The 16,349-nt window shown below is 57.4% G+C and carries 19 protein-coding genes; 9 read left to right on the forward strand and 10 right to left on the reverse strand.

The window, feature by feature from the left end; translation table 11 throughout:
• Nucleotides 1–20 precede the first annotated feature (20 nt).
• Entirely contained in the window at nt 21–572 is a 552-nt protein-coding gene (gene scpB / locus CEPID_RS05765; protein WP_047240143.1) for an SMC-Scp complex subunit ScpB, read from the forward strand.
• On the opposite strand, the gene CEPID_RS05770 is transcribed toward scpB, so the two are convergent.
• Nucleotides 569–2,083 (reverse strand): peptide MFS transporter, encoded by a 1,515-nt coding sequence (locus tag CEPID_RS05770; protein ID WP_158408028.1) that lies wholly within the window; start codon nt 2,081–2,083, stop codon nt 569–571. The genes scpB and CEPID_RS05770 overlap by 4 nt on opposite strands.
• A 95-nt stretch (nt 2,084–2,178) precedes the next feature.
• Here CEPID_RS05770 and CEPID_RS05775 point away from each other — a divergent pair, with 95 nt between their 5' ends.
• The 6 genes from CEPID_RS05775 to CEPID_RS05800 all read left to right on the forward strand — a co-directional run bounded on the left by CEPID_RS05775 (nt 2,179) and on the right by CEPID_RS05800 (nt 9,405).
• Nucleotides 2,179–3,483 (forward strand): adenosylmethionine--8-amino-7-oxononanoate transaminase, encoded by a 1,305-nt coding sequence (locus tag CEPID_RS05775; protein WP_047240145.1) that lies wholly within the window; start codon nt 2,179–2,181, stop codon nt 3,481–3,483.
• Nucleotides 3,484–3,486: 3 nt separating this feature from the next.
• On the forward strand, nt 3,487–4,146 hold the full coding sequence (gene bioD / locus CEPID_RS05780; protein ID WP_047240146.1) for a dethiobiotin synthase: 660 nt from the start codon (nt 3,487–3,489) through the stop codon (nt 4,144–4,146).
• A 288-nt stretch (nt 4,147–4,434) separates the two neighbouring features.
• Nucleotides 4,435–5,250, forward strand: a complete 816-nt coding sequence (locus tag CEPID_RS05785; RefSeq protein WP_144413549.1) for a pseudouridine synthase — start codon at nt 4,435–4,437, stop codon at nt 5,248–5,250.
• Nucleotides 5,250–5,951: a (d)CMP kinase gene (gene cmk, locus CEPID_RS05790; RefSeq protein ID WP_047240148.1), complete on the forward strand. Its 702-nt coding sequence runs from the start codon at nt 5,250–5,252 to the stop codon at nt 5,949–5,951. Before CEPID_RS05785 ends, cmk begins: the two co-directional genes overlap by 1 nt.
• Nucleotides 5,951–7,603: a ribosome biogenesis GTPase Der gene (gene der / locus CEPID_RS05795; protein WP_047240149.1), complete on the forward strand. Its 1,653-nt coding sequence runs from the start codon at nt 5,951–5,953 to the stop codon at nt 7,601–7,603. The genes cmk and der overlap by 1 nt, the downstream gene beginning before the upstream one ends.
• Nucleotides 7,604–8,175: 572 nt before the next feature.
• Nucleotides 8,176–9,405 carry a hypothetical protein gene (locus CEPID_RS05800; RefSeq protein ID WP_047240150.1) on the forward strand — a complete coding sequence of 410 codons (1,230 nt, stop codon included), beginning with the start codon at nt 8,176–8,178 and terminating at the stop codon, nt 9,403–9,405.
• 1 nt (nt 9,406) lies between these two features.
• Here the strand turns inward: CEPID_RS05800 and CEPID_RS05805 are convergent, their stop codons facing one another.
• Both CEPID_RS05805 and CEPID_RS05810 read right to left on the reverse strand, forming a co-directional pair.
• Nucleotides 9,407–10,189, reverse strand: a complete 783-nt coding sequence (locus CEPID_RS05805; protein WP_047240151.1) for a class I SAM-dependent methyltransferase — start codon at nt 10,187–10,189, stop codon at nt 9,407–9,409.
• 207 nt (nt 10,190–10,396) lie between these two features.
• Nucleotides 10,397–10,783 carry a hypothetical protein gene (locus tag CEPID_RS05810; protein ID WP_047240152.1) on the reverse strand — a complete coding sequence of 129 codons (387 nt, stop codon included), beginning with the start codon at nt 10,781–10,783 and terminating at the stop codon, nt 10,397–10,399.
• 405 nt (nt 10,784–11,188) lie between these two features.
• Here CEPID_RS05810 and CEPID_RS13120 point away from each other — a divergent pair, with 405 nt between their 5' ends.
• The gene (locus tag CEPID_RS13120) at nt 11,189–11,443 is read left to right on the forward strand and encodes a hypothetical protein (RefSeq protein WP_144413467.1); all 255 of its coding nucleotides are present in this window, start codon (nt 11,189–11,191) and stop codon (nt 11,441–11,443) included.
• 164 nt (nt 11,444–11,607) lie between these two features.
• Here the strand turns inward: CEPID_RS13120 and CEPID_RS05815 are convergent, their stop codons facing one another.
• From CEPID_RS05815 to CEPID_RS05825, 3 genes are all read right to left on the reverse strand, one after another.
• Nucleotides 11,608–12,261, reverse strand: coding sequence for a hypothetical protein (locus tag CEPID_RS05815; protein ID WP_047240153.1), 654 nt, complete (start codon nt 12,259–12,261; stop codon nt 11,608–11,610).
• A 121-nt stretch (nt 12,262–12,382) separates the two neighbouring features.
• A complete protein-coding gene (locus tag CEPID_RS05820) occupies nt 12,383–12,658 on the reverse strand; it encodes a hypothetical protein (protein ID WP_047240154.1) in 276 nt (91 codons plus the stop codon).
• A 78-nt stretch (nt 12,659–12,736) separates the two neighbouring features.
• Nucleotides 12,737–12,988: a hypothetical protein gene (locus tag CEPID_RS05825; protein ID WP_047240155.1), complete on the reverse strand. Its 252-nt coding sequence runs from the start codon at nt 12,986–12,988 to the stop codon at nt 12,737–12,739.
• Nucleotides 12,989–13,215: 227 nt separating this feature from the next.
• On the opposite strand from CEPID_RS05825, the gene CEPID_RS05830 reads away from it, so the two are divergent.
• Nucleotides 13,216–13,545, forward strand: coding sequence for an XRE family transcriptional regulator (locus CEPID_RS05830; protein ID WP_047240156.1), 330 nt, complete (start codon nt 13,216–13,218; stop codon nt 13,543–13,545).
• Here CEPID_RS05830 and CEPID_RS05835 read toward each other — a convergent pair.
• The 4 genes from CEPID_RS05835 to CEPID_RS05850 form a co-directional block, all read right to left on the reverse strand.
• Nucleotides 13,542–14,039 carry a sugar-binding transcriptional regulator gene (locus tag CEPID_RS05835; RefSeq protein WP_047240157.1) on the reverse strand — a complete coding sequence of 166 codons (498 nt, stop codon included), beginning with the start codon at nt 14,037–14,039 and terminating at the stop codon, nt 13,542–13,544. The two genes, CEPID_RS05830 and CEPID_RS05835, sit on opposite strands and share 4 nt — an antisense overlap.
• 6 nt (nt 14,040–14,045) lie before the next feature.
• The gene (locus CEPID_RS05840) at nt 14,046–14,309 is read right to left on the reverse strand and encodes a hypothetical protein (RefSeq protein ID WP_047240158.1); all 264 of its coding nucleotides are present in this window, start codon (nt 14,307–14,309) and stop codon (nt 14,046–14,048) included.
• 190 nt (nt 14,310–14,499) lie between these two features.
• Nucleotides 14,500–15,804 carry a hypothetical protein gene (locus CEPID_RS05845; RefSeq protein ID WP_047240159.1) on the reverse strand — a complete coding sequence of 435 codons (1,305 nt, stop codon included), beginning with the start codon at nt 15,802–15,804 and terminating at the stop codon, nt 14,500–14,502.
• Nucleotides 15,801–16,307, reverse strand: coding sequence for a hypothetical protein (locus CEPID_RS05850; RefSeq protein WP_144413468.1), 507 nt, complete (start codon nt 16,305–16,307; stop codon nt 15,801–15,803). The genes CEPID_RS05845 and CEPID_RS05850 overlap by 4 nt, the downstream gene beginning before the upstream one ends.
• Nucleotides 16,308–16,349 lie beyond the last annotated feature (42 nt).

Here is a 16,349-nt window from a genome sequence, read left to right on the forward strand (position 1 = left end):
GTGGATTAAGCTTGGTGTCCATGACACTTCCTGCTGTTTCCGTACTTAGATCCCAGGTGGAATCAATCCTGCTGGTGGTGGACACTCCAGTGAGCGTGGCAACTGTGGCTCGGGTCCTGGACGTGGATGAAGCGACAGTGCGCACTGTGTTGCAGCACATCGCAGCTGAGTTTGATTCTCGGGGAAACGGGTTTGACCTGCGCGAAACTGAGGAAGGGTGGCGGTTGTACACCCGAAAAGTTCATGCGACGGTCGTCGAAAAGCTGGTGTTGGATGGGGCGCAGTCCAAGCTGACGCGCGCGGCGTTGGAAACGCTGGCGGTGATCGCCTATCGGCAACCAGTGACTAGGGCGGCGGTGTCGGCGGTGCGTGGCGTGAATGTTGATGGGGTAATGCGGACTTTGGTCCAACGTGGCTTAATCCGCGAGGTCGAAACGGATGAGCCGACGCAGGCTAATTTCTATGAGACCACGCCACTATTCTTGGAGCAGCTTGGCATTGATTCTTTAGAACGGTTGCCGGATTTGGCGCCACTGCTGCCCGACATCGATTCGATTGACGAGGACTTTTAGTCGCTGGAAGCTTTGTTCCGCAGGTAGCGCTGCCAGAGCAGAAGTAAGGCGCCGAGTGTGAGGGTGACGAGTCCGGTTACTAAGAAGTAGGTGCGCTCTGCTGCGGCGTTTTCTGGGTCATAAAACCTGGAAAGCGCGCCCGATGCTGCCATACCGACGGCGAAATTCAGGAAATACAGCGCCGAAAACAACGTGCGGTGGGCGCTGGGTGCGCAAGTCGCGGTGGCTGCCATGCCGACGGGCCCAATGCACAATTCCCCGAGTGCGATGATCGCGGCGATCGCGCACATCACCACCAGCGGGGTGCTGTGTGGGCCTCCATCGCTTACGGGAACAAAGAGTAGAAACGCCACGGCGCTGGCGATAACACCCCAGGCCATGGTGCTGGCGGTGTGCGAGGCCTGCCTATGCAGGGCGGAGCGCAGCAAGGAAACCGGAATGGCGAGGGCCATGACCAAGATCGGGTTGAGGGTTTGGATCCAGGCCGCGGGGATCTCAAAACTGCCGACGTTTCGATTGAGTTTAAGATCGGCATAAACGGCAAACACACCGAAATTCTGGTAAGCCACCGACCAGAAGATGCATGCCGAGAGGAAAAGCGGCAGGAATCGCGTCAATTGACGTCGCTCGGCTGCGGTGGTCAAAGGGGATCGCCACAGGTAGCCAAACAACCCGACGATACTGAACAAGACAACCGCGAGCAGTCCGTTTGCCAGTGCGGAAATTGTCAGTGAGGTGCGCAGGGCGATGGCACCCAACAGTACCGAGCACACGATAGCGCTCGAGATGAGCGCGGTTACTTGGCTGCGTCGCAGTGGGGCGCGGGGGTTCAGCATCAGGTCGCGTTGCGCCGGGTTGAGCTCCGCCAACATGCGCGGCCTCAGCATTGCATAGCTGAAAACCCCGATTGCCATCAGGATGGCAGCGGCGAGAAATCCTAGTTGCCAGCTGTAGCGGTCGGCGAGGTAACCGGTGAGCAACGGCCCAAGCAGCGAACCAATTTGAATGCTCAGGTAAAACAGCTGAAAGCCGAAGTCCTTGCGTGCGGTCGCGTTGTGGCTATCTGCGGGATAGAGCTGGCCAAGGATAGTGATCGCGCAAGTCTTGATGAAGCCAGATCCGAGTCCAATCATGACCAGGCCGAAAGTTAGCCCGGTTGCCGTGTTGGTAAAGCTCAGGGTGGCATGGCCGACCATGACGGTTGTGGCGCCGGAGAGCAAGACACGCTCTGGCCCCCAAACCCGGTCTGCGAGGAAACCCCCGAGGATGCAGCACAGGTACACAAACGCGCCGTATGCACCGATGATCGCGGTGGCATCTTGCTTGCTGAGCCCTAGGCCGTCGTCCGCATAGAGATAAAAGACCAGGATGGCCTGCATGCCGTAGAAGCTGAATCGCTCCCACATCTCGATGCTCACCAGGGCGGGTAGGCCACGTGGTTGCGTGCGCCAAGGGGGAGCCGTTGTACCAAGCTCCGTGGCCGCGCTTAAACGTCGTTCAAGTTTGTGCATGACCATAATTAATAGCAGTTTTGCGAACGCAAGATTGGAGTTTAGGGTTAGTTTTTGAACATTGTTCAAGCGAGATTTGGTGAGGTTAACCCCTGATGGATAGTGCACAACTAATCGACATCGACCGTCAACTTATTTGGCACCCTTATAGCCCTTGTCCTAACCCCATGCTCGCGCTGCCTGTGGCATCCGCTCGGGGCACCCGCCTGACCTTGGCCGACGGCCGCGAGCTTATCGACGCCATGAGTTCCTGGTGGGCTGCAGCCCACGGCCATTCTCATCCCGCGCTCATAGCGGCAGCCACGAAGCAGATAAACACCATGAGCCATGTCATGTTCGGCGGATTGACCCACGAACCGGCCGTCGAGTTGGCGCAGCGTCTCACCGCGCTGACGGGCCTGGACAAGGTCTTCTACTCCGATTCGGGCTCTGTCGCCGTTGAAGTAGCGATCAAGATGGCGTTGCAATATCAGCGCGGGGCCGGGCAGGCGGGCCGAACTAAGCTGCTCACCTGGCGCGGCGGCTATCACGGCGATACTTTTGCACCCATGAGCGTGTGCGACCCAGAAGGCGGGATGCATGCGCTGTGGCGGGGTAGTATCGCTGAGCAAATATTCGCACCTCGCCCGCCTGACCGGGGAGCGGGCCAGGAGCACATTGACCAGTATCTAGCGGAGTTCGCTCGCCATATCGACGATACGGTGGCCGCGATAATTATTGAGCCCATCGTCCAAGGCGCAGGTGGGATGCGTTTTCACGACGCGGAGCTCCTGGTCGGGCTGCGTCAGTTGTGCGATGAACACGGTGTCCTGTTGATCGCCGATGAAATCGCTACTGGGTTTGGGCGCACTGGGCAGCTTTTCGCCACCACCGGAGCGGGGATCAAGCCAGACATCATGTGCTTGGGTAAGGCGCTAACCGGCGGATTTATGACATTCGCGGCCACATTAGCTTCGGATCGGGTGGCTGAGGCGATTAATCGTCGTGAAGCTGGGGGTGCTTTGATGCATGGCCCAACTTTCATGGCTAACCCGCTGGCTTGCGCCGTCGCCGTAGCAGCGGTGAAATTGGTGGAATCCGGACAATGGCGCGTACAAGTCCCGCGGATTGAAGCGGGTTTGAAGCGTGGTCTGGCACCTTTGCGCGATGAAGGCGCGGCACGAGCATGGGGGGTGCGGGATGTTCGTGTGCTCGGAGCGATCGGCGTTGTGGAGCTGGAAGAGTCAGTTGATATGGCTGCGACCACCAACGCGGCTGTTGAGGCCGGGGTGTGGATCCGACCGTTCGGGACGTTGATTTACGTCATGCCGCCCTTTATTTCCACGGATGAGGAAATCACTAAGATTTGTACTGCAGTGCAGTGCGCTGTCCAAGCGAACGCGGAGCAGAAAGGACACTAACTGATGGCAATTCTTATGGTGACCGGCACGAACACCGATGTCGGGAAAACCGTTGCCACCGCTGTTCTCGCTCGCGGTTACCTTGAAGCGGGATACGATGTCATCGCGATCAAGCCAGTCCAGACCGGTGAACCCGAAGGGCATGGCGATGCCGTAACCGTGCGAGCATTATCTGGGATCGAAACCTATGAGTTCATCCGGTATCCCGAGCCGTTGGCACCAAATCTGGCAGCGCAGCGCGCGGGCATGCCGACCCTCGACTTGGCGGATACGGCTGCGCGCATTCGCGGGTTGGATCGGCCCGGCCGAGTGGTATTGGTGGAGGGCGCAGGTGGCCTCTTGGTGCGCATGGCTAAAGACTGGAATATCGCCGATCTGGCGGCACAACTAGCAGCGCCGATGGTGGTGGTTACCTCCACCGAGCTGGGTTCGCTGAATCTCGCCGAGCTCACGGTCGAGGCGGCGCAACGTCGCGGGGTGGAGGTAGTGGGGTTGATTGGTGGTCGTTTGAAACGCGACAATGACCTGGCGACTGAACTGAATTTGGCGGAGTTTTCCGTTGTCACGGGAGTGCCATACCTGGGTTCTATTCGGGAGGGCGCGCTTGATGATCTGGATCGCGTCGAGGTGTTGTTGCCTGCGGTCGTCGAGAAGGCGCCGTAGCAGGACCGGGAGCTGTTTCCGTGGGAGCGCCCGCCCCTCCGGAAAGGTGACAAGGGCGGGGGTAGTCCGTTAAGCTGGGGCTCGATTTATAACTTCAAAAGAATAGGACACGATATCGTGACCCCTCCCGCTCGCCGAGAAGGCACACCGGACCGAAAGCGCGCTGGCGCGACGCCTCAGGGCGCGCGTTCCCAGTCCACACCCCGCCCGCAACGTAGCTCGGGCATCTATGGCAACGACAAAGACAAAGCTCCTCGCCCTGTTCGTGGCGAGGCCCGCACCAAGCAAATGGCAGCGGACATTTACGTCTCCAAGGCAAAACCAGCTCGCCGCCAACACGTCACCGAAGACCGCTCCCAGGTCACGCCGGGCGAACCTGTTCGCCTACAAAAGGTGCTGGCCCAGGCTGGGGTAGCGTCCCGAAGGATGGCCGAGAAGCTTATCGACGCCGGTCGCGTCGAAGTCAACGGCAAGATCGTGCTCGCGCAGGGCACGCGCATCGACCCAAACAAGGATGTCGTGCGTGTGGATGGCACCCGCATTCGTGTTGATGAGCGTCTCGAGTATTTCGTACTGAACAAGCCGTTTGGCGTGCAGTCGACCATGCATGATGACATGGGGCGCCCGTGTATCGGCGACATCGTCGGTGAAAAACTCGACGCCGGTCAACGACTTTTCCACGTCGGGCGCCTCGATGCCAACACCGAAGGGTTGATTCTGCTCACCAATGACGGCGAGCTCGCAAACCGGCTCATGCACCCAAAGTACGAGGTTTCCAAGACCTATCTGGCTACCGTCGTGGGCGAAATGGACAACAAGGACATTCGAAAGTTGCGTTCGGGCGTCGAGCTTGACGACGGCCCCGCGAAGGCCGACTTTGCCCAAATCATCGATGTGTGGCAAGGAAAGACCATCGTTCGGGTCGAGCTGCATGAGGGCCGCAAGCACATTGTGCGTCGCCTGTTGAAGGGAATTGGCTTCCCCGTCGAGCGCCTGGTTCGCACGAAGATCCACACGGTGCAGCTGGGGGAGCAAACCCCTGGCGCCATCCGTGCTTTGAATAGCGCTGAGCTGACCAGCTTGTACAAGGCGGTGGGGATGTGATGATTGCGAACATGCCCGGTGATGGGTTCATCATGGCAGTCGACGGACCCTCGGGAGCTGGCAAATCCACCGCGTGCCGCGCGGTCGCGCTGGCTACGGATTCCAAGTACCTCGACACTGGTGCGATGTACCGGGTAGCTACGCTGCACGTACTCCGCGCCGGCATTGATCCAGCCGACGAAGCCGCTGTGGTCGCAGCCACCGCCGAATTGCCATTGCAGGTCAACGATGACCCTCGCTCCACCGAGGTCATCCTCGCCGGCGAGGATGTTTCTGCTGAAATCCGTGGACCCGAGGTCACTCGCGCCGTCTCCCAGGTTTCGTCATTTCCACAGGTACGCAGCAATTTGGTGGACTTGCAACGCAGCCTGGTGTCTCAGGCGCATCGCTGTATTGTCGACGGTCGTGACATCGGCACCACCGTGTTGGTCGACGCGCCAGTGAAGGTTTTCCTCACGGCGTCGGCTGAGGTGCGGGCAACTCGTCGATACGAGCAAGATCTCCGTGCAGGACGGACCGCCGATTTCGACACAGTGTTGGCTGACGTGCAGCGTCGGGATGAGCTCGACGCCAACCGTTCCGTATCCCCTTTGCGTCCAGCTTCGGACGCTATTGTCATTGACACCTCCGACTTGTCTTTCGAGCAGGTCGTGGACCGACTTATGGAGTTGGCTCAAGCATCCCAGGAAGGAGCAAAGTAATGACGTCACGCAAGAACAACGACGACTTTGATCCCAGTAACGAACCAGAGACGATGTTCGTCTACCACACCCAAGGCGGCGAGATCGCTGCGGACAAGGCATACACCGACGAGGAGATCGTAGCTCCCGGTGGAGGCTGGGCTGCCGCTGATTTCGACGAGGACGACTTCGATTTCGAGGAAGCCGACTTTGACAAATCCGAATTCGGCGAAGCTGACTTCGGGGACGACTTCGACGAAGATTTCGATGAAGATTTTGGCGAAGATTTTGGCGAAGACGCCGTCTGGGAAGCTGTCGAGCGGGAATTCGGGGTCATTACTCCGGATTACACCGAAGAGGAACTGTGCACGGTAGCTATTGTGGGCAGGCCGAACGTCGGTAAGTCTTCGCTGGTGAATCGCTTCTTGGGGCGTCGAGAAGCAGTGGTGGAAGACCATCCGGGTGTTACTCGTGACCGCATTTCTTATGTTGCGGAGTGGAACGGCCGGAGGTTCTGGGTGCAGGACACCGGTGGTTGGGATCCGGATGCGAAGGGCATTCACGGCGCGATTGCTCGCCAGGCGGAAATTGCTATGGAGACCGCTGACGTAATCGTGATGGTCGTGGACACTCAGGTCGGCATTACTGAAACCGACTCGGTGATGGCGGCGAATCTGCAGCGCGCAGAGCAGCCGGTCATCCTTGTGGCAAACAAGTTTGATTCCGATAACCAACTGGCTGATGTCGCCGAATTCTGGGCACTCGGCCTGGACTATCCGTGGCCGGTGTCGGCGCAGCATGGTCGCGGTGGCGCGGATGTGCTTGATGAGATCTTGCGGCTGTTCCCCGATAAACCTCGGCAGCCGTCGATCGTAGAGGGCCCGCGTCGCGTGGCACTCGTGGGTCGGCCGAATGTCGGCAAGTCTTCGTTGCTGAACAAGATCACTGGCGAGGAGCGCTCGGTGGTCGACAACGTCGCCGGCACGACCGTGGACCCGGTCGACTCCCTGGTTCAGCTTGATCAGAAGCTCTGGAAGTTTATCGACACCGCCGGCCTGCGCAAGAAAGTCAAGACCGCGCAAGGACACGAGTACTACGCCTCACTGCGCACCAAGGGCGCGATCGACGCAGCTGAAGTCTGCGTCATGCTTATCGACGCTTCCCAACCGATCTCCGAGCAAGACCAGCGAGTGTTGGGCATGATCATCGAATCAGGCAAAGCTCTCGTATTGGCCTACAACAAGTGGGACCTTGTCGACGAAGATCGCCGCGACCTGCTCGAACGTGAAATCGAGCTACAAATCGCACACATTCCTTGGGTGCGACGCGTGAACATCTCAGCGGCGACAGGGCGTGCGCTGCAAAAGATCGAACCTGCGATGATCGAAGCGCTCGAGTCTTGGGACAAGCGAGTCACCACTGGTCAACTTAACAACTGGCTGCGCGCAGTGATCGCGCAAAATCCACCACCGATGCGCGGCGGACGACTGCCACGAGTGCTCTTTGCCACGCAAGCTTCCACTCGACCTCCTGTTATCGTGCTGTTTACGACCGGCTTCTTGGAAGCGGGCTACCGCCGTTACCTTGAGCGCAAGTTCCGCGAAACCTTCGGTTTTGAAGGATCCCCGGTGAAGATCGCCGTACGCGTTCGTGAGAAGCGCGTGCGCAAGTAGATTTGAGCCCACGTAGCTAGGTCCTGGCAGGTGCTGGGATAGTCCGGTTAGCGTAGGTGAAATGCCCGGAAGATGATTGCATCGACCGGGCATTGTTCGTTGGTGGGTTTGCGGGGGTTGTGTTTGGGGGCGGCGGGTGGTCCGTGTTATCGAGGGTGCGTGAGATTGCTGGAATGTAGCCGTTTCTCGAGTTGTGGTGCAGTTTGGTGCACCCTGGATGACAAGGAGCCCGAGCCACAAAGCAAAACTCAAACAAGTTAAGGTTTCAAACTTTACTTCGAGTATAAGCGGCAGCCAAGTGGTAGCGGAACCGTCGAAATCCGTAACTCAAGTGACTATAGTGGTATAAGTTGCCCATGTTTCACGTGAAACGCCTGGTAGTGACGTTATTCAAGTGAATCAAGCCGTCAAGTTCCCGTGCTTGACAATCAAAAAGATCTCGTTTTGGTCAAAAGTTCTTTAACTTTTGTTAACGCACTGATGCTGTCGGCGATGTACTAAAGGTGAACGTTGAACGTTGCGGCTTAGCTCGCAGCGGGCAACTAACATTAAAAAGCAAGATAGTAGGAAAAATGGCACAGAATTCTCACGTTGCATCGCGGCAGGTCACTACTTCAGCACCTCACGCCGGGCTCCGCTTTTTAGGCGGTCTCGCAGTGCTCGCTGGGGTCGCGGCTGTCGCTGGTTGTGCAGTCAGCAATGCTGACACGTTGACAACCCCGCACCGTGGCGGTTCTATCTTTTCTTCAGTGGCTGGGACGACCACTTCGGATGTCACTTCTACTTTTCCATCTTCGACAACGAGTCAGGTAGTCCGCGGTGATCTACCCGCTCTGCAAGACGGAACGACTGGTGGTAACTTGGCTGCGTTGTCTCCTAACGCGCAGTGGACCCTGAATGTTCAGGACGCTTTGCCTGGTTTGCGTCTCGGCCCGCTCTATGGTGCAACTGACACTGACCCAATCCAAATCGGAGACGTTATCGTCGTCGGTTTGCATAGTTCTGTGCTGAACTCCGCGGGCTCCGCCGCGTTTTCGATGACGGACGGTTCTCTGCTGTGGCAAGACCGCTCGTTGGAGTGCCAAGCGGTGGATCTCGGTGGGGCGCTGCCATGTCGTCAAAATAAGGGGCAGTGGGCACCTTTCAATCCTTCCACTGCGACTTTCGGTGAAGCTATAAACCCTGGGTTTGCACCTGAAGCGTTCGGTTTCGCTGACGGAATCCTTTACTCGGCCCGCAGCACTGGTGCCGGTGAGCTCCAAGTTGCCGCAGGAACGGTTGCGCAGCCTGCAGCTAGCTGGACCGTAACAGTGCCTCGGACCGCGGAGGCAACTGTCGCTGGAACTGCCTCGAACATCACTGTTGCGGCTGACGCCGTCGACGTGCAGCTGGGCGCAGCTACCATCGAACTGACCAAAAACGGTCAGCCACTCACTGAATTGGCTCAGCTTGCCGACGACGCGAAGCTACCGGGAGTACACGTCGAGAAGCAGGTGGGTGACCTTGTGATCTCGAATGACATGGCTGGGCTCATTACAGCGCGTCGTGGCGCGGAGGTGTTGTGGTCGGTACCGGGAGTGTTCGCCAATGACGAAGTGGTCACGGATGGTCGTGCGTTGACCTTCGTGTCGGGAACCGATACTGGAAACAAGCTCACCACGATTTCGCTCGCTACCGGCGAACTGCTGCAACAGCGTGACATCGTGGCGCTGAATTCGCAGCCTAAGAAGATTCAATCAGCAGCAAGCGGCATCTTCCATGTGGACGGACAGTTCTCCACGATTTCGTACTACCGCGCTTAGGTCAGCGCCGATAGACAAAAATATCGCTTCGATACGGCAACTCGATTTCCGAATCTGGCCGCCATCCCTGGTGCTCATAGAGAAACCAGCTGAGATTGGCGGTCATTTTTTCGCGCGTAGCGTCGCTGGCCCGCAGCCAATACGCGCGGGTAGCCATGAGGTCGAACAGCTCGCGCGCTTCTAGAGACTGCTTCCATTTCACCCGCACGAGGTCCGAAAGCTTCCAAGGGTCCCGGACATCTGGCAAAAATCCATCACGCTGGATGTCACCCGAGTGCGCAATCCGCGTAAACCGATGGGCCCACGGCTCGGTGACATCAATGGTGTTCCACGCCAAAAGCACACAGCCCTCAGCCTTGACGACACGGTCCAGTTCCGCACTCGCCCGCTCCACATCAACCCAATGCCAAGTTTGCGCACAACACGCCACGGCCACCGCATCGGATGCCAGGGCAGTCTCTTCCGCAGCAGCTTGCCAAGCCGGGACGTCCAGCCGACTCCGCAGCTCAGCGATCATCTCCCGACTCACATCCAATGCCACTACCTGCCCGGGGCGCCAGCTGTGAAGCTGCTCGGTGAGTTTTCCGGTGCCCGCGCCGATGTCGACCACCAAACCAGGTGGGGCAGTGCCCTGCAAAAGCTTCACGACGTCCGATGGATAGCCCGGCCGAACCCGAGCATAAGTGTCTGTTTCTGCAACGAAGGCTGACCCGATGGTCGTGCGGTGAGAGGAGTCCCGGAACACTGGTGCTTCGCGACGGGAAATGGGAGGAATGAAAGCCATCGTTACTTCCAAGAAAAGTTAGTGGTCGGGCTGACCGGATTCGAACCGACGACCCCTTGACCCTACTTCATTATATTGACGATGTTAGTTGAGGTTAGCGTGAAGGTGACCGGGTTTGCTGTTAGTTATGGTTTCTGCTGGTAAAACATAGTTTCAGTTTGTTAGAACTTGATACACGTTAATTCATTCCGTTGAGTAACCGTGAAGTTAGTCCCCTTCATTCTTGGCCCGTTTTCGTGCCCTTCGCTTGGCTAGGCGCTCCTCTCGATGTTCGGGGGTTTCAGCTGCTTTGCGTTGCTGATACCGTTCACGTTCTTTAGCTAGTCGGCGCTCTCGCTGCTCTGGGGTCTCTGCTTCAATTCGTCGGCGGCGGCGCTCCCGTTCAGCTGCACGACGGCGCTCAAGTTGATCTTCATCTGTTCGTTCAGACGTAGGCTTACGCTTGGCGCCACCGGCGGGTTGGATGTGGGTGCCTAGACGTTGTTCAATCTGCTCTAGTCGGTCCCGTAGTTGCTGCTCCAGAGCTTCGATGGTGTCTAGGACTTCGAGATGCTGGCGTAACGCTTGCTCCAGGCTGTCGAGTCGTTGCTTCACTGTCGGTTCCTTTGTATCGGCTTGTCGGGTGGGTGGTTCGCTGGTCGGGAATATGGCTGGTGCTGGAGGAGCTAGCGGTTCGGATACCGGGGGCTCAGATACTGGTGGGGTTGGCAGTAGCTTGAGCCGTTTCGAGCGCGGAGCGTTAGCGCATGTCTCACATACGCCCCCGCGAAGGTGCTTCACTTCACCCTGACCCGGTCGGTGGCCGATTGGCACCATAGGGCGCTGGCACTTCCTACAGTTCTTCGGGCGGCCATTGACCAGCGTTCTGTTAGTACTGCGTTTCTCCTGGCCTTTCATCGCCTTCAAGTAGGCAATTCGGCAGTTGGTACAAAAGTTGCGGGCATAGTGCATGACGTAGCCCATGGGTACTTTCCCACGTGTCCAGGGGACCATAGGCTCATGGCAGTTCACACACTGGTTGTCTGCTTTTGGTCGTGGGGCGGTGCCACGGTATGTGGGCACGGGTTCGCCCGCGATTTCTGCGAGGGCTCGCGCGGTGGCAGTATCACCTTTGCAATGCACCCCGGCCATGATCACGTCGCTGGCGGGGCTCTCGAAACACCCGTCGAGGCTGGTCCCAGCTTTGAGTGCGTCGAGGGCGCACGACGTACGCATGTGGCAGTGCTGGCACATGCGTATTGCCTCGTCACGTGACGTTTTCTTAGCCTTATTTGGGGCGCTGAAAGCAGGGTTCGTGGTTCGGTGGCAGGGCGGGAAATTCGGGTTTCTCAAGGCTGGAGTGCTCAACTGTGGCAGGCGTTGGGAGACGTGGGCGGCACCCGCGCCACGGTTGTGGGAGGGGTGCCGTCGGCGGCTGGTTAAGCCGGTACCTGGAGAGTGAAACCAACCGCGCCGGTGATCGCCTCGATCGCTGGGATCGAGGTCTCTGGGTACGAGTCTGGAGTATTTACGTCGCTGAGGAGGCGGCGGGACGCGTTGAGCCACTGCTTGAAATAGTTGTTGATCGCGGCCTCAAGGTAAGGGCGCTGCTTGATTGCCTCACCGTAGAGAGACGATGCTTCGGCAAGCAGAGCGCGGAATGTGGCCATATCGAGTGCCCCAGTCATGATCGCTTCCTGGTTGAGGATCACATCCGCATATTCAGCGGTGCCTTCAATAGCCATGCGCTCAATACGGGCCTTAGCGTCGTTGTACGAGATAGAGCCACGGTTGAGGGTGCGGGCGGCTGCAAGCTCGGCGACTACGCGCTGACTAGTAGGAATGGTGCTTGGGTTTATGTATTCGTCCTCGAGGCTGGTGGTATGCGCATCGAGGGCAGGGAGAAGCTGGTTCACCTTCGTCTCGAGTTCTGCGAGCTTAGGTGCGTATTTGGTGGCGATGTTGTTCCATTGCTGGCGCTTGCCTTCGGCGCTGTAAGCGGTGTCGGCGTTGATGGTGTCGGCGGTGGCGCGTAGTGCTGCGTAGAGGGTGCGAATATCGTTGGCTAGGGCGTTGGTGTTGATCGTTGCCATTTGTGGCAGCTCCTTCCTGGTTGGGGTGTAGGAGTGTTGTAGCAGGAAGGGCGTGGCGTTCAGTTGAGTGCGGCAAAAAGGCCCGCCGCGAGTGGGGTGGGAGGAACAAAATAGGTCAGGGCTAGTCGGTGTGACCTCGAATGCTTCGGAGCTTATCAATGACTCGATGGTCACCTTCAAGGAAATATCCCTCGGCCCACTCACATAGATGCGGTGGGATCCCGTGCCCGTTGTTGACGAGCTGGGACACTAGGGACTCGACGGCGCCTTCTTCCTCACCGTCAAGCATTTGGCTGTACGCGTCCCAGGCGGCGTCCTCAATGAACCGTTGACCGTAATCAATGATCTCGCACAGCTCCGGGTAGAACTCACGGTAAGTGGTCGGAATGGGTATCATTTTGTATCCAATTCTGTATGTCTGTATGGCTTGAAAATAAGTTGTTTTCACCCCCTCTGGTTCTAGGGATTAATCTACCTACTGCTCGGTGTAGTCGTTCTTGTAAAACTCGTTTTTACGCGGGTGGCCGTGGTGCCAGACCTCGATCTCTCCAGTGGAAGGCTTAACCGCGAAGGATAAGGATGGAGCCCCGTCGTAAAAGGTATCGGCGCAAACCATGAAGTATTCTCCGTTCCAGTTCACTTTCTTGGTAAGCATGCTCTCATGGTGAGGAATGGTGGTGTCTGCCATCACGACGTTGTAAGCCTGTTGAGCTGACTCGACTTTCATGATTGTTTCCCACGTTTGTTTATGATCTCAGTTCGGATTGATGGAGTATCCACTTTATGCAAATGGTGCATAATCGTTCCAATATGACATAACATACATTATCGGACATTTATAGATTCACAAGGGTGAAAATATGCATTCTGCAACCCTGTGGCCATTGAAAACGATGAAAATGGGGAAGTGTTCAACTGTTCAATAATCGCGGCATGTCCATTAGGGTGGAACGTATGAGCACCGAAGACAAGCGACGTTCCCCAGAACCGGCATGGCTCCTCAACATCACAACCGACTCCCGCCATGCTATCGCACAACGCCTAGGCATATCTCACACCAAACTGAACCGACAAATCAACGGCACAACACCTCTAACAGCGGACCTCGTCCTCAACATCGCGCACGCCTACAAAGCCGACCCGATCCGGGCGCTTCTCCAAGCAGGCAAGCTCACCCCCTCCGATATGCGCCCCTATTCGGCCGCCAATAACGCACTAGCAGCCCTTACAAACAAAACGCTGTTGCAAGAGCTGCTACGACGTGAGCCGGTAGAAGGGGACTAGTAATCCTGCCCGCCCATGAGCTCATCCAGGTCCAACTCCTCGATAGTCTTAAACCCTGTTCGAATCGCCTCCAAGACAGCCTCCTGGCTAGCATCCTCGGTACCTGTCGGGAGCATGTCCTGAACCAGGTTGCCGATCCTCACGTCATTAGTCGCTGCGATACCCGCTGACGTTAAGAGCTCACGGGCGGCCGCGGGTGTCAGATCTTCACCTTCAACCACCTTTTGAATGAAGATGCGGGAGATAAAGCGGAATTTCTCAGCAAGCTCGATGCGTTCCAACAAGGCGTGTGCTGTTCGATTTTGGGCAGCTCGGAGCGTGTGGGTGGCATCGAAAGTGATCCCGGCACGCTTCGCTGCTTTATCCACTTGGTAGGTGTTAGTGCCTAGCCGTCGGGCTATTTCGTTGCGGCCTAAATTCTGCTCGTAGAGCTCTCGAACTTTAGCGGCGGTGATGGTCTTTTTCTTGTCTGTACCTGTCGGTTGATTGGTCATGAGGGGTTAGTCCTCCATGCGTTCAAGTTGGGTGAGGCGTTGCTCTGTGGCTCCGCTGACTTTGGTTGCGCGGGCTTCGGTTTCTTGGGGTGTGAGGTTGGGGGCCATGAAGTAGTCGAGGTTGGGGAGTTCTCTGCAAAGCAGTAAGTTGATTGTTGGTTCTGCGTCGGCGGGGATTGCGTTGCGGATGGTCCAGTAGTTTTTGTGGTCGCGTTTGACCGTGGCTAGGAATAGGGCTTGGGCGAGCTTACTTAGGCGGATCTTTGGCATGTTCGTTGTCTTTCGGTCTGGGGTAGGTGTCCTACCTGTCCTAGGTGTCCTCCCGCTGGTCGTGGCCTATTTTGGGTGTCCTAGGTGGGTGTCCTCTGGTGTCCTAGATTGTTAGGGCGTAGGACACCTAGGACAGGGCGGTTAGGACACTGAAAACGCGGTGTGACCTGTGAAAGGACGGCTAGGACGGCTAGGACGCTTGCTTTAGCTTTGTAGGAAATCGCGGGCCCTGCCGTAACCAGTCCTGTTTGTCGCTAGTGACGATTTTGTCTGAAATGAGACCCGTGAGGATTTCGTCAAACTCTGAACGAAAACGCCGGGCCTTATCGCGGAGAGCGGAGCGTTTAACAGGTTCCTCATGTGCCAGTGAGTCCATGATTAGTGTCTCTGCCTTCTTGAGTCGATCCCGCTCGAGTTTGGCGTTAATTGAGTCTTCCTTTTGGCGCTTCTCGACACCCGCGGCTATTTCTTGAGCCTGAAGATGCGCAATGCAGCGTTCCCTAACTGCGTCGCTGTAATCCATGAGGGCCCCGGCCCGGTGCCAGTCGCCTAGGCTAACTTCCGCCTTGGAGGATAGCAGCGCAATGCCCGCGGCAAGTTTGAGTCGCGTTTGGTTACGGTGCCCGTTGTTGTCCTTAGCTGGCCCGTACTTGAGGGTGTCACGGGCTGCACTTACGGTCTCTTTCACTACCTGGTCTGGGAAAGTCACGCCGGTCTCTGCGAGTGTTCGGGAAAGACTTACAGGGGACAAATCGAGTGCTTTCGTGCTGAACTCTTTTCCATCTTCAACATCTTCAAGTTGAGGGTCTAAGGGTTCGACGGTGAGCAGTCGGTGAGCGAGGCCATCATCTTTCCCGCTGAAAAGTTCATCTGAGCGATCTGGTTGCATTCCCACCCACACGCCTACTGTGTAGCTGTTTTCGGGAATGTAGGTAGATTCTGATTTGTTGGTGAACCCTAGTGCGTTACCTGAGTACATGGATAGTAGGGTTCCGCGGAGGGTTGACCCGGTACGCCCCATGAGTGCTGCGAGGGTACCAACTTCGGAGGCCCCGAATACAGTTGGTGGTGCAGTTTGCTGGTCCTTGTTCGGTGTGATGGCTGCTACGAGTCCTTCGCCGGAACCTGGGGAGTGTCGGCGGATTTCCACGGGGATATCATCGTGAGTGATCTTTAGAGCGTTCGCTACTTGAGATGCGTGCCTGTCCTTGTGTGCGCCAGGTCCACCTACCAGCACAAGTATCTGGTTGAGTGAGCCGGGTCCTAATCCAGCGTTGAACGTGGTACCGGGAGGGACGGCGGCACACACGTTCATGATGGCAATGCACAGAGATGCGATTGGGGAAAGTGTGCATTCGCGCGTTGAACTTTTCAGCGTTGTCAACGCCGCTCCTGGTTCATATTTAACTCCTTCAATAGTGACGGTGCCGAAAACGTCCTTCTCGAGCTGCTTCCATTGCTGGAGGGTGTATGCGCTCTCAAGTCTGCGGGTCACGCTGCTGCTTCCTTCCTCTTATCTCGGAACTTGGAAGGCCACGCGTCCCGCAACAAGTCGATACGTACCTTAGCCATGCCGTCCAGCTCCTCTAGCGGGGCCGTGAACGGGGTCGGCTGGTCGAAACGAAACGTGTCCGCCACCTGCATGCGGTAATACGATTCGGCGGCTGATTCTGCGAGCTGTCGTGCTTGGTGGAAGCCCGCCACGACCACGTGACCCGGTGGGGCGATTACCTGGAGCCATGCCTGCATCGTGGTGTTGTTCTGGAGAGCCCCGGCGGCGAGGAGCACGCGGTTTACCTCTTCGCTCGTCATGCGGCCGCTGGTACCAGCGGCGGTGCTCATAGCATCGTGGATCACTGCGAGGCCGGTATGTGCCATTTTCTCGTCGGGTAGGTACTCGAGGAGTCGGGATGCGTCCTTGCCGTCGAGGCTAAGTAGGCAAGCTAGGAAGAGTACGCAAGTTTCGTAGTGCATGGCCCGGTGATGTGTTTCAGCCACCTCATATGGTGTGGGCTCGTGCCCGGCTTCGTTTTGGCCTAT

The organism is Corynebacterium epidermidicanis (genome assembly GCF_001021025.1).
GTDB classification, from domain to species: Bacteria; Actinomycetota; Actinomycetes; order Mycobacteriales; family Mycobacteriaceae; genus Corynebacterium; species Corynebacterium epidermidicanis.

What these genes read in the sequence shown, in the direction of transcription:
- scpB (WP_047240143.1), top strand. Translation starts at nt 21, where the DNA reads ATGACACTTCCTGCTGTTTCCGTACTTAGATCCCAGGTGGAATCAATC.
- CEPID_RS05770 (WP_158408028.1), bottom strand. Translation starts at nt 2,083, where the DNA reads ATGCACAAACTTGAACGACGTTTAAGCGCGGCCACGGAGCTTGGTACA.
- CEPID_RS05775 (WP_047240145.1), top strand. Translation starts at nt 2,179, where the DNA reads ATGGATAGTGCACAACTAATCGACATCGACCGTCAACTTATTTGGCAC.
- bioD (WP_047240146.1), top strand. Translation starts at nt 3,487, where the DNA reads ATGGCAATTCTTATGGTGACCGGCACGAACACCGATGTCGGGAAAACC.
- CEPID_RS05785 (WP_144413549.1), top strand. Translation starts at nt 4,435, where the DNA reads ATGGCAGCGGACATTTACGTCTCCAAGGCAAAACCAGCTCGCCGCCAA.
- cmk (WP_047240148.1), top strand. Translation starts at nt 5,250, where the DNA reads ATGATTGCGAACATGCCCGGTGATGGGTTCATCATGGCAGTCGACGGA.
- der (WP_047240149.1), top strand. Translation starts at nt 5,951, where the DNA reads ATGACGTCACGCAAGAACAACGACGACTTTGATCCCAGTAACGAACCA.
- CEPID_RS05800 (WP_047240150.1), top strand. Translation starts at nt 8,176, where the DNA reads ATGGCACAGAATTCTCACGTTGCATCGCGGCAGGTCACTACTTCAGCA.
- CEPID_RS05805 (WP_047240151.1), bottom strand. Translation starts at nt 10,189, where the DNA reads ATGGCTTTCATTCCTCCCATTTCCCGTCGCGAAGCACCAGTGTTCCGG.
- CEPID_RS13120 (WP_144413467.1), top strand. Translation starts at nt 11,189, where the DNA reads ATGGCAGTTCACACACTGGTTGTCTGCTTTTGGTCGTGGGGCGGTGCC.
- CEPID_RS05815 (WP_047240153.1), bottom strand. Translation starts at nt 12,261, where the DNA reads ATGGCAACGATCAACACCAACGCCCTAGCCAACGATATTCGCACCCTC.
- CEPID_RS05820 (WP_047240154.1), bottom strand. Translation starts at nt 12,658, where the DNA reads ATGATACCCATTCCGACCACTTACCGTGAGTTCTACCCGGAGCTGTGC.
- CEPID_RS05825 (WP_047240155.1), bottom strand. Translation starts at nt 12,988, where the DNA reads ATGAAAGTCGAGTCAGCTCAACAGGCTTACAACGTCGTGATGGCAGAC.
- CEPID_RS05830 (WP_047240156.1), top strand. Translation starts at nt 13,216, where the DNA reads ATGAGCACCGAAGACAAGCGACGTTCCCCAGAACCGGCATGGCTCCTC.
- CEPID_RS05835 (WP_047240157.1), bottom strand. Translation starts at nt 14,039, where the DNA reads ATGACCAATCAACCGACAGGTACAGACAAGAAAAAGACCATCACCGCC.
- CEPID_RS05840 (WP_047240158.1), bottom strand. Translation starts at nt 14,309, where the DNA reads ATGCCAAAGATCCGCCTAAGTAAGCTCGCCCAAGCCCTATTCCTAGCC.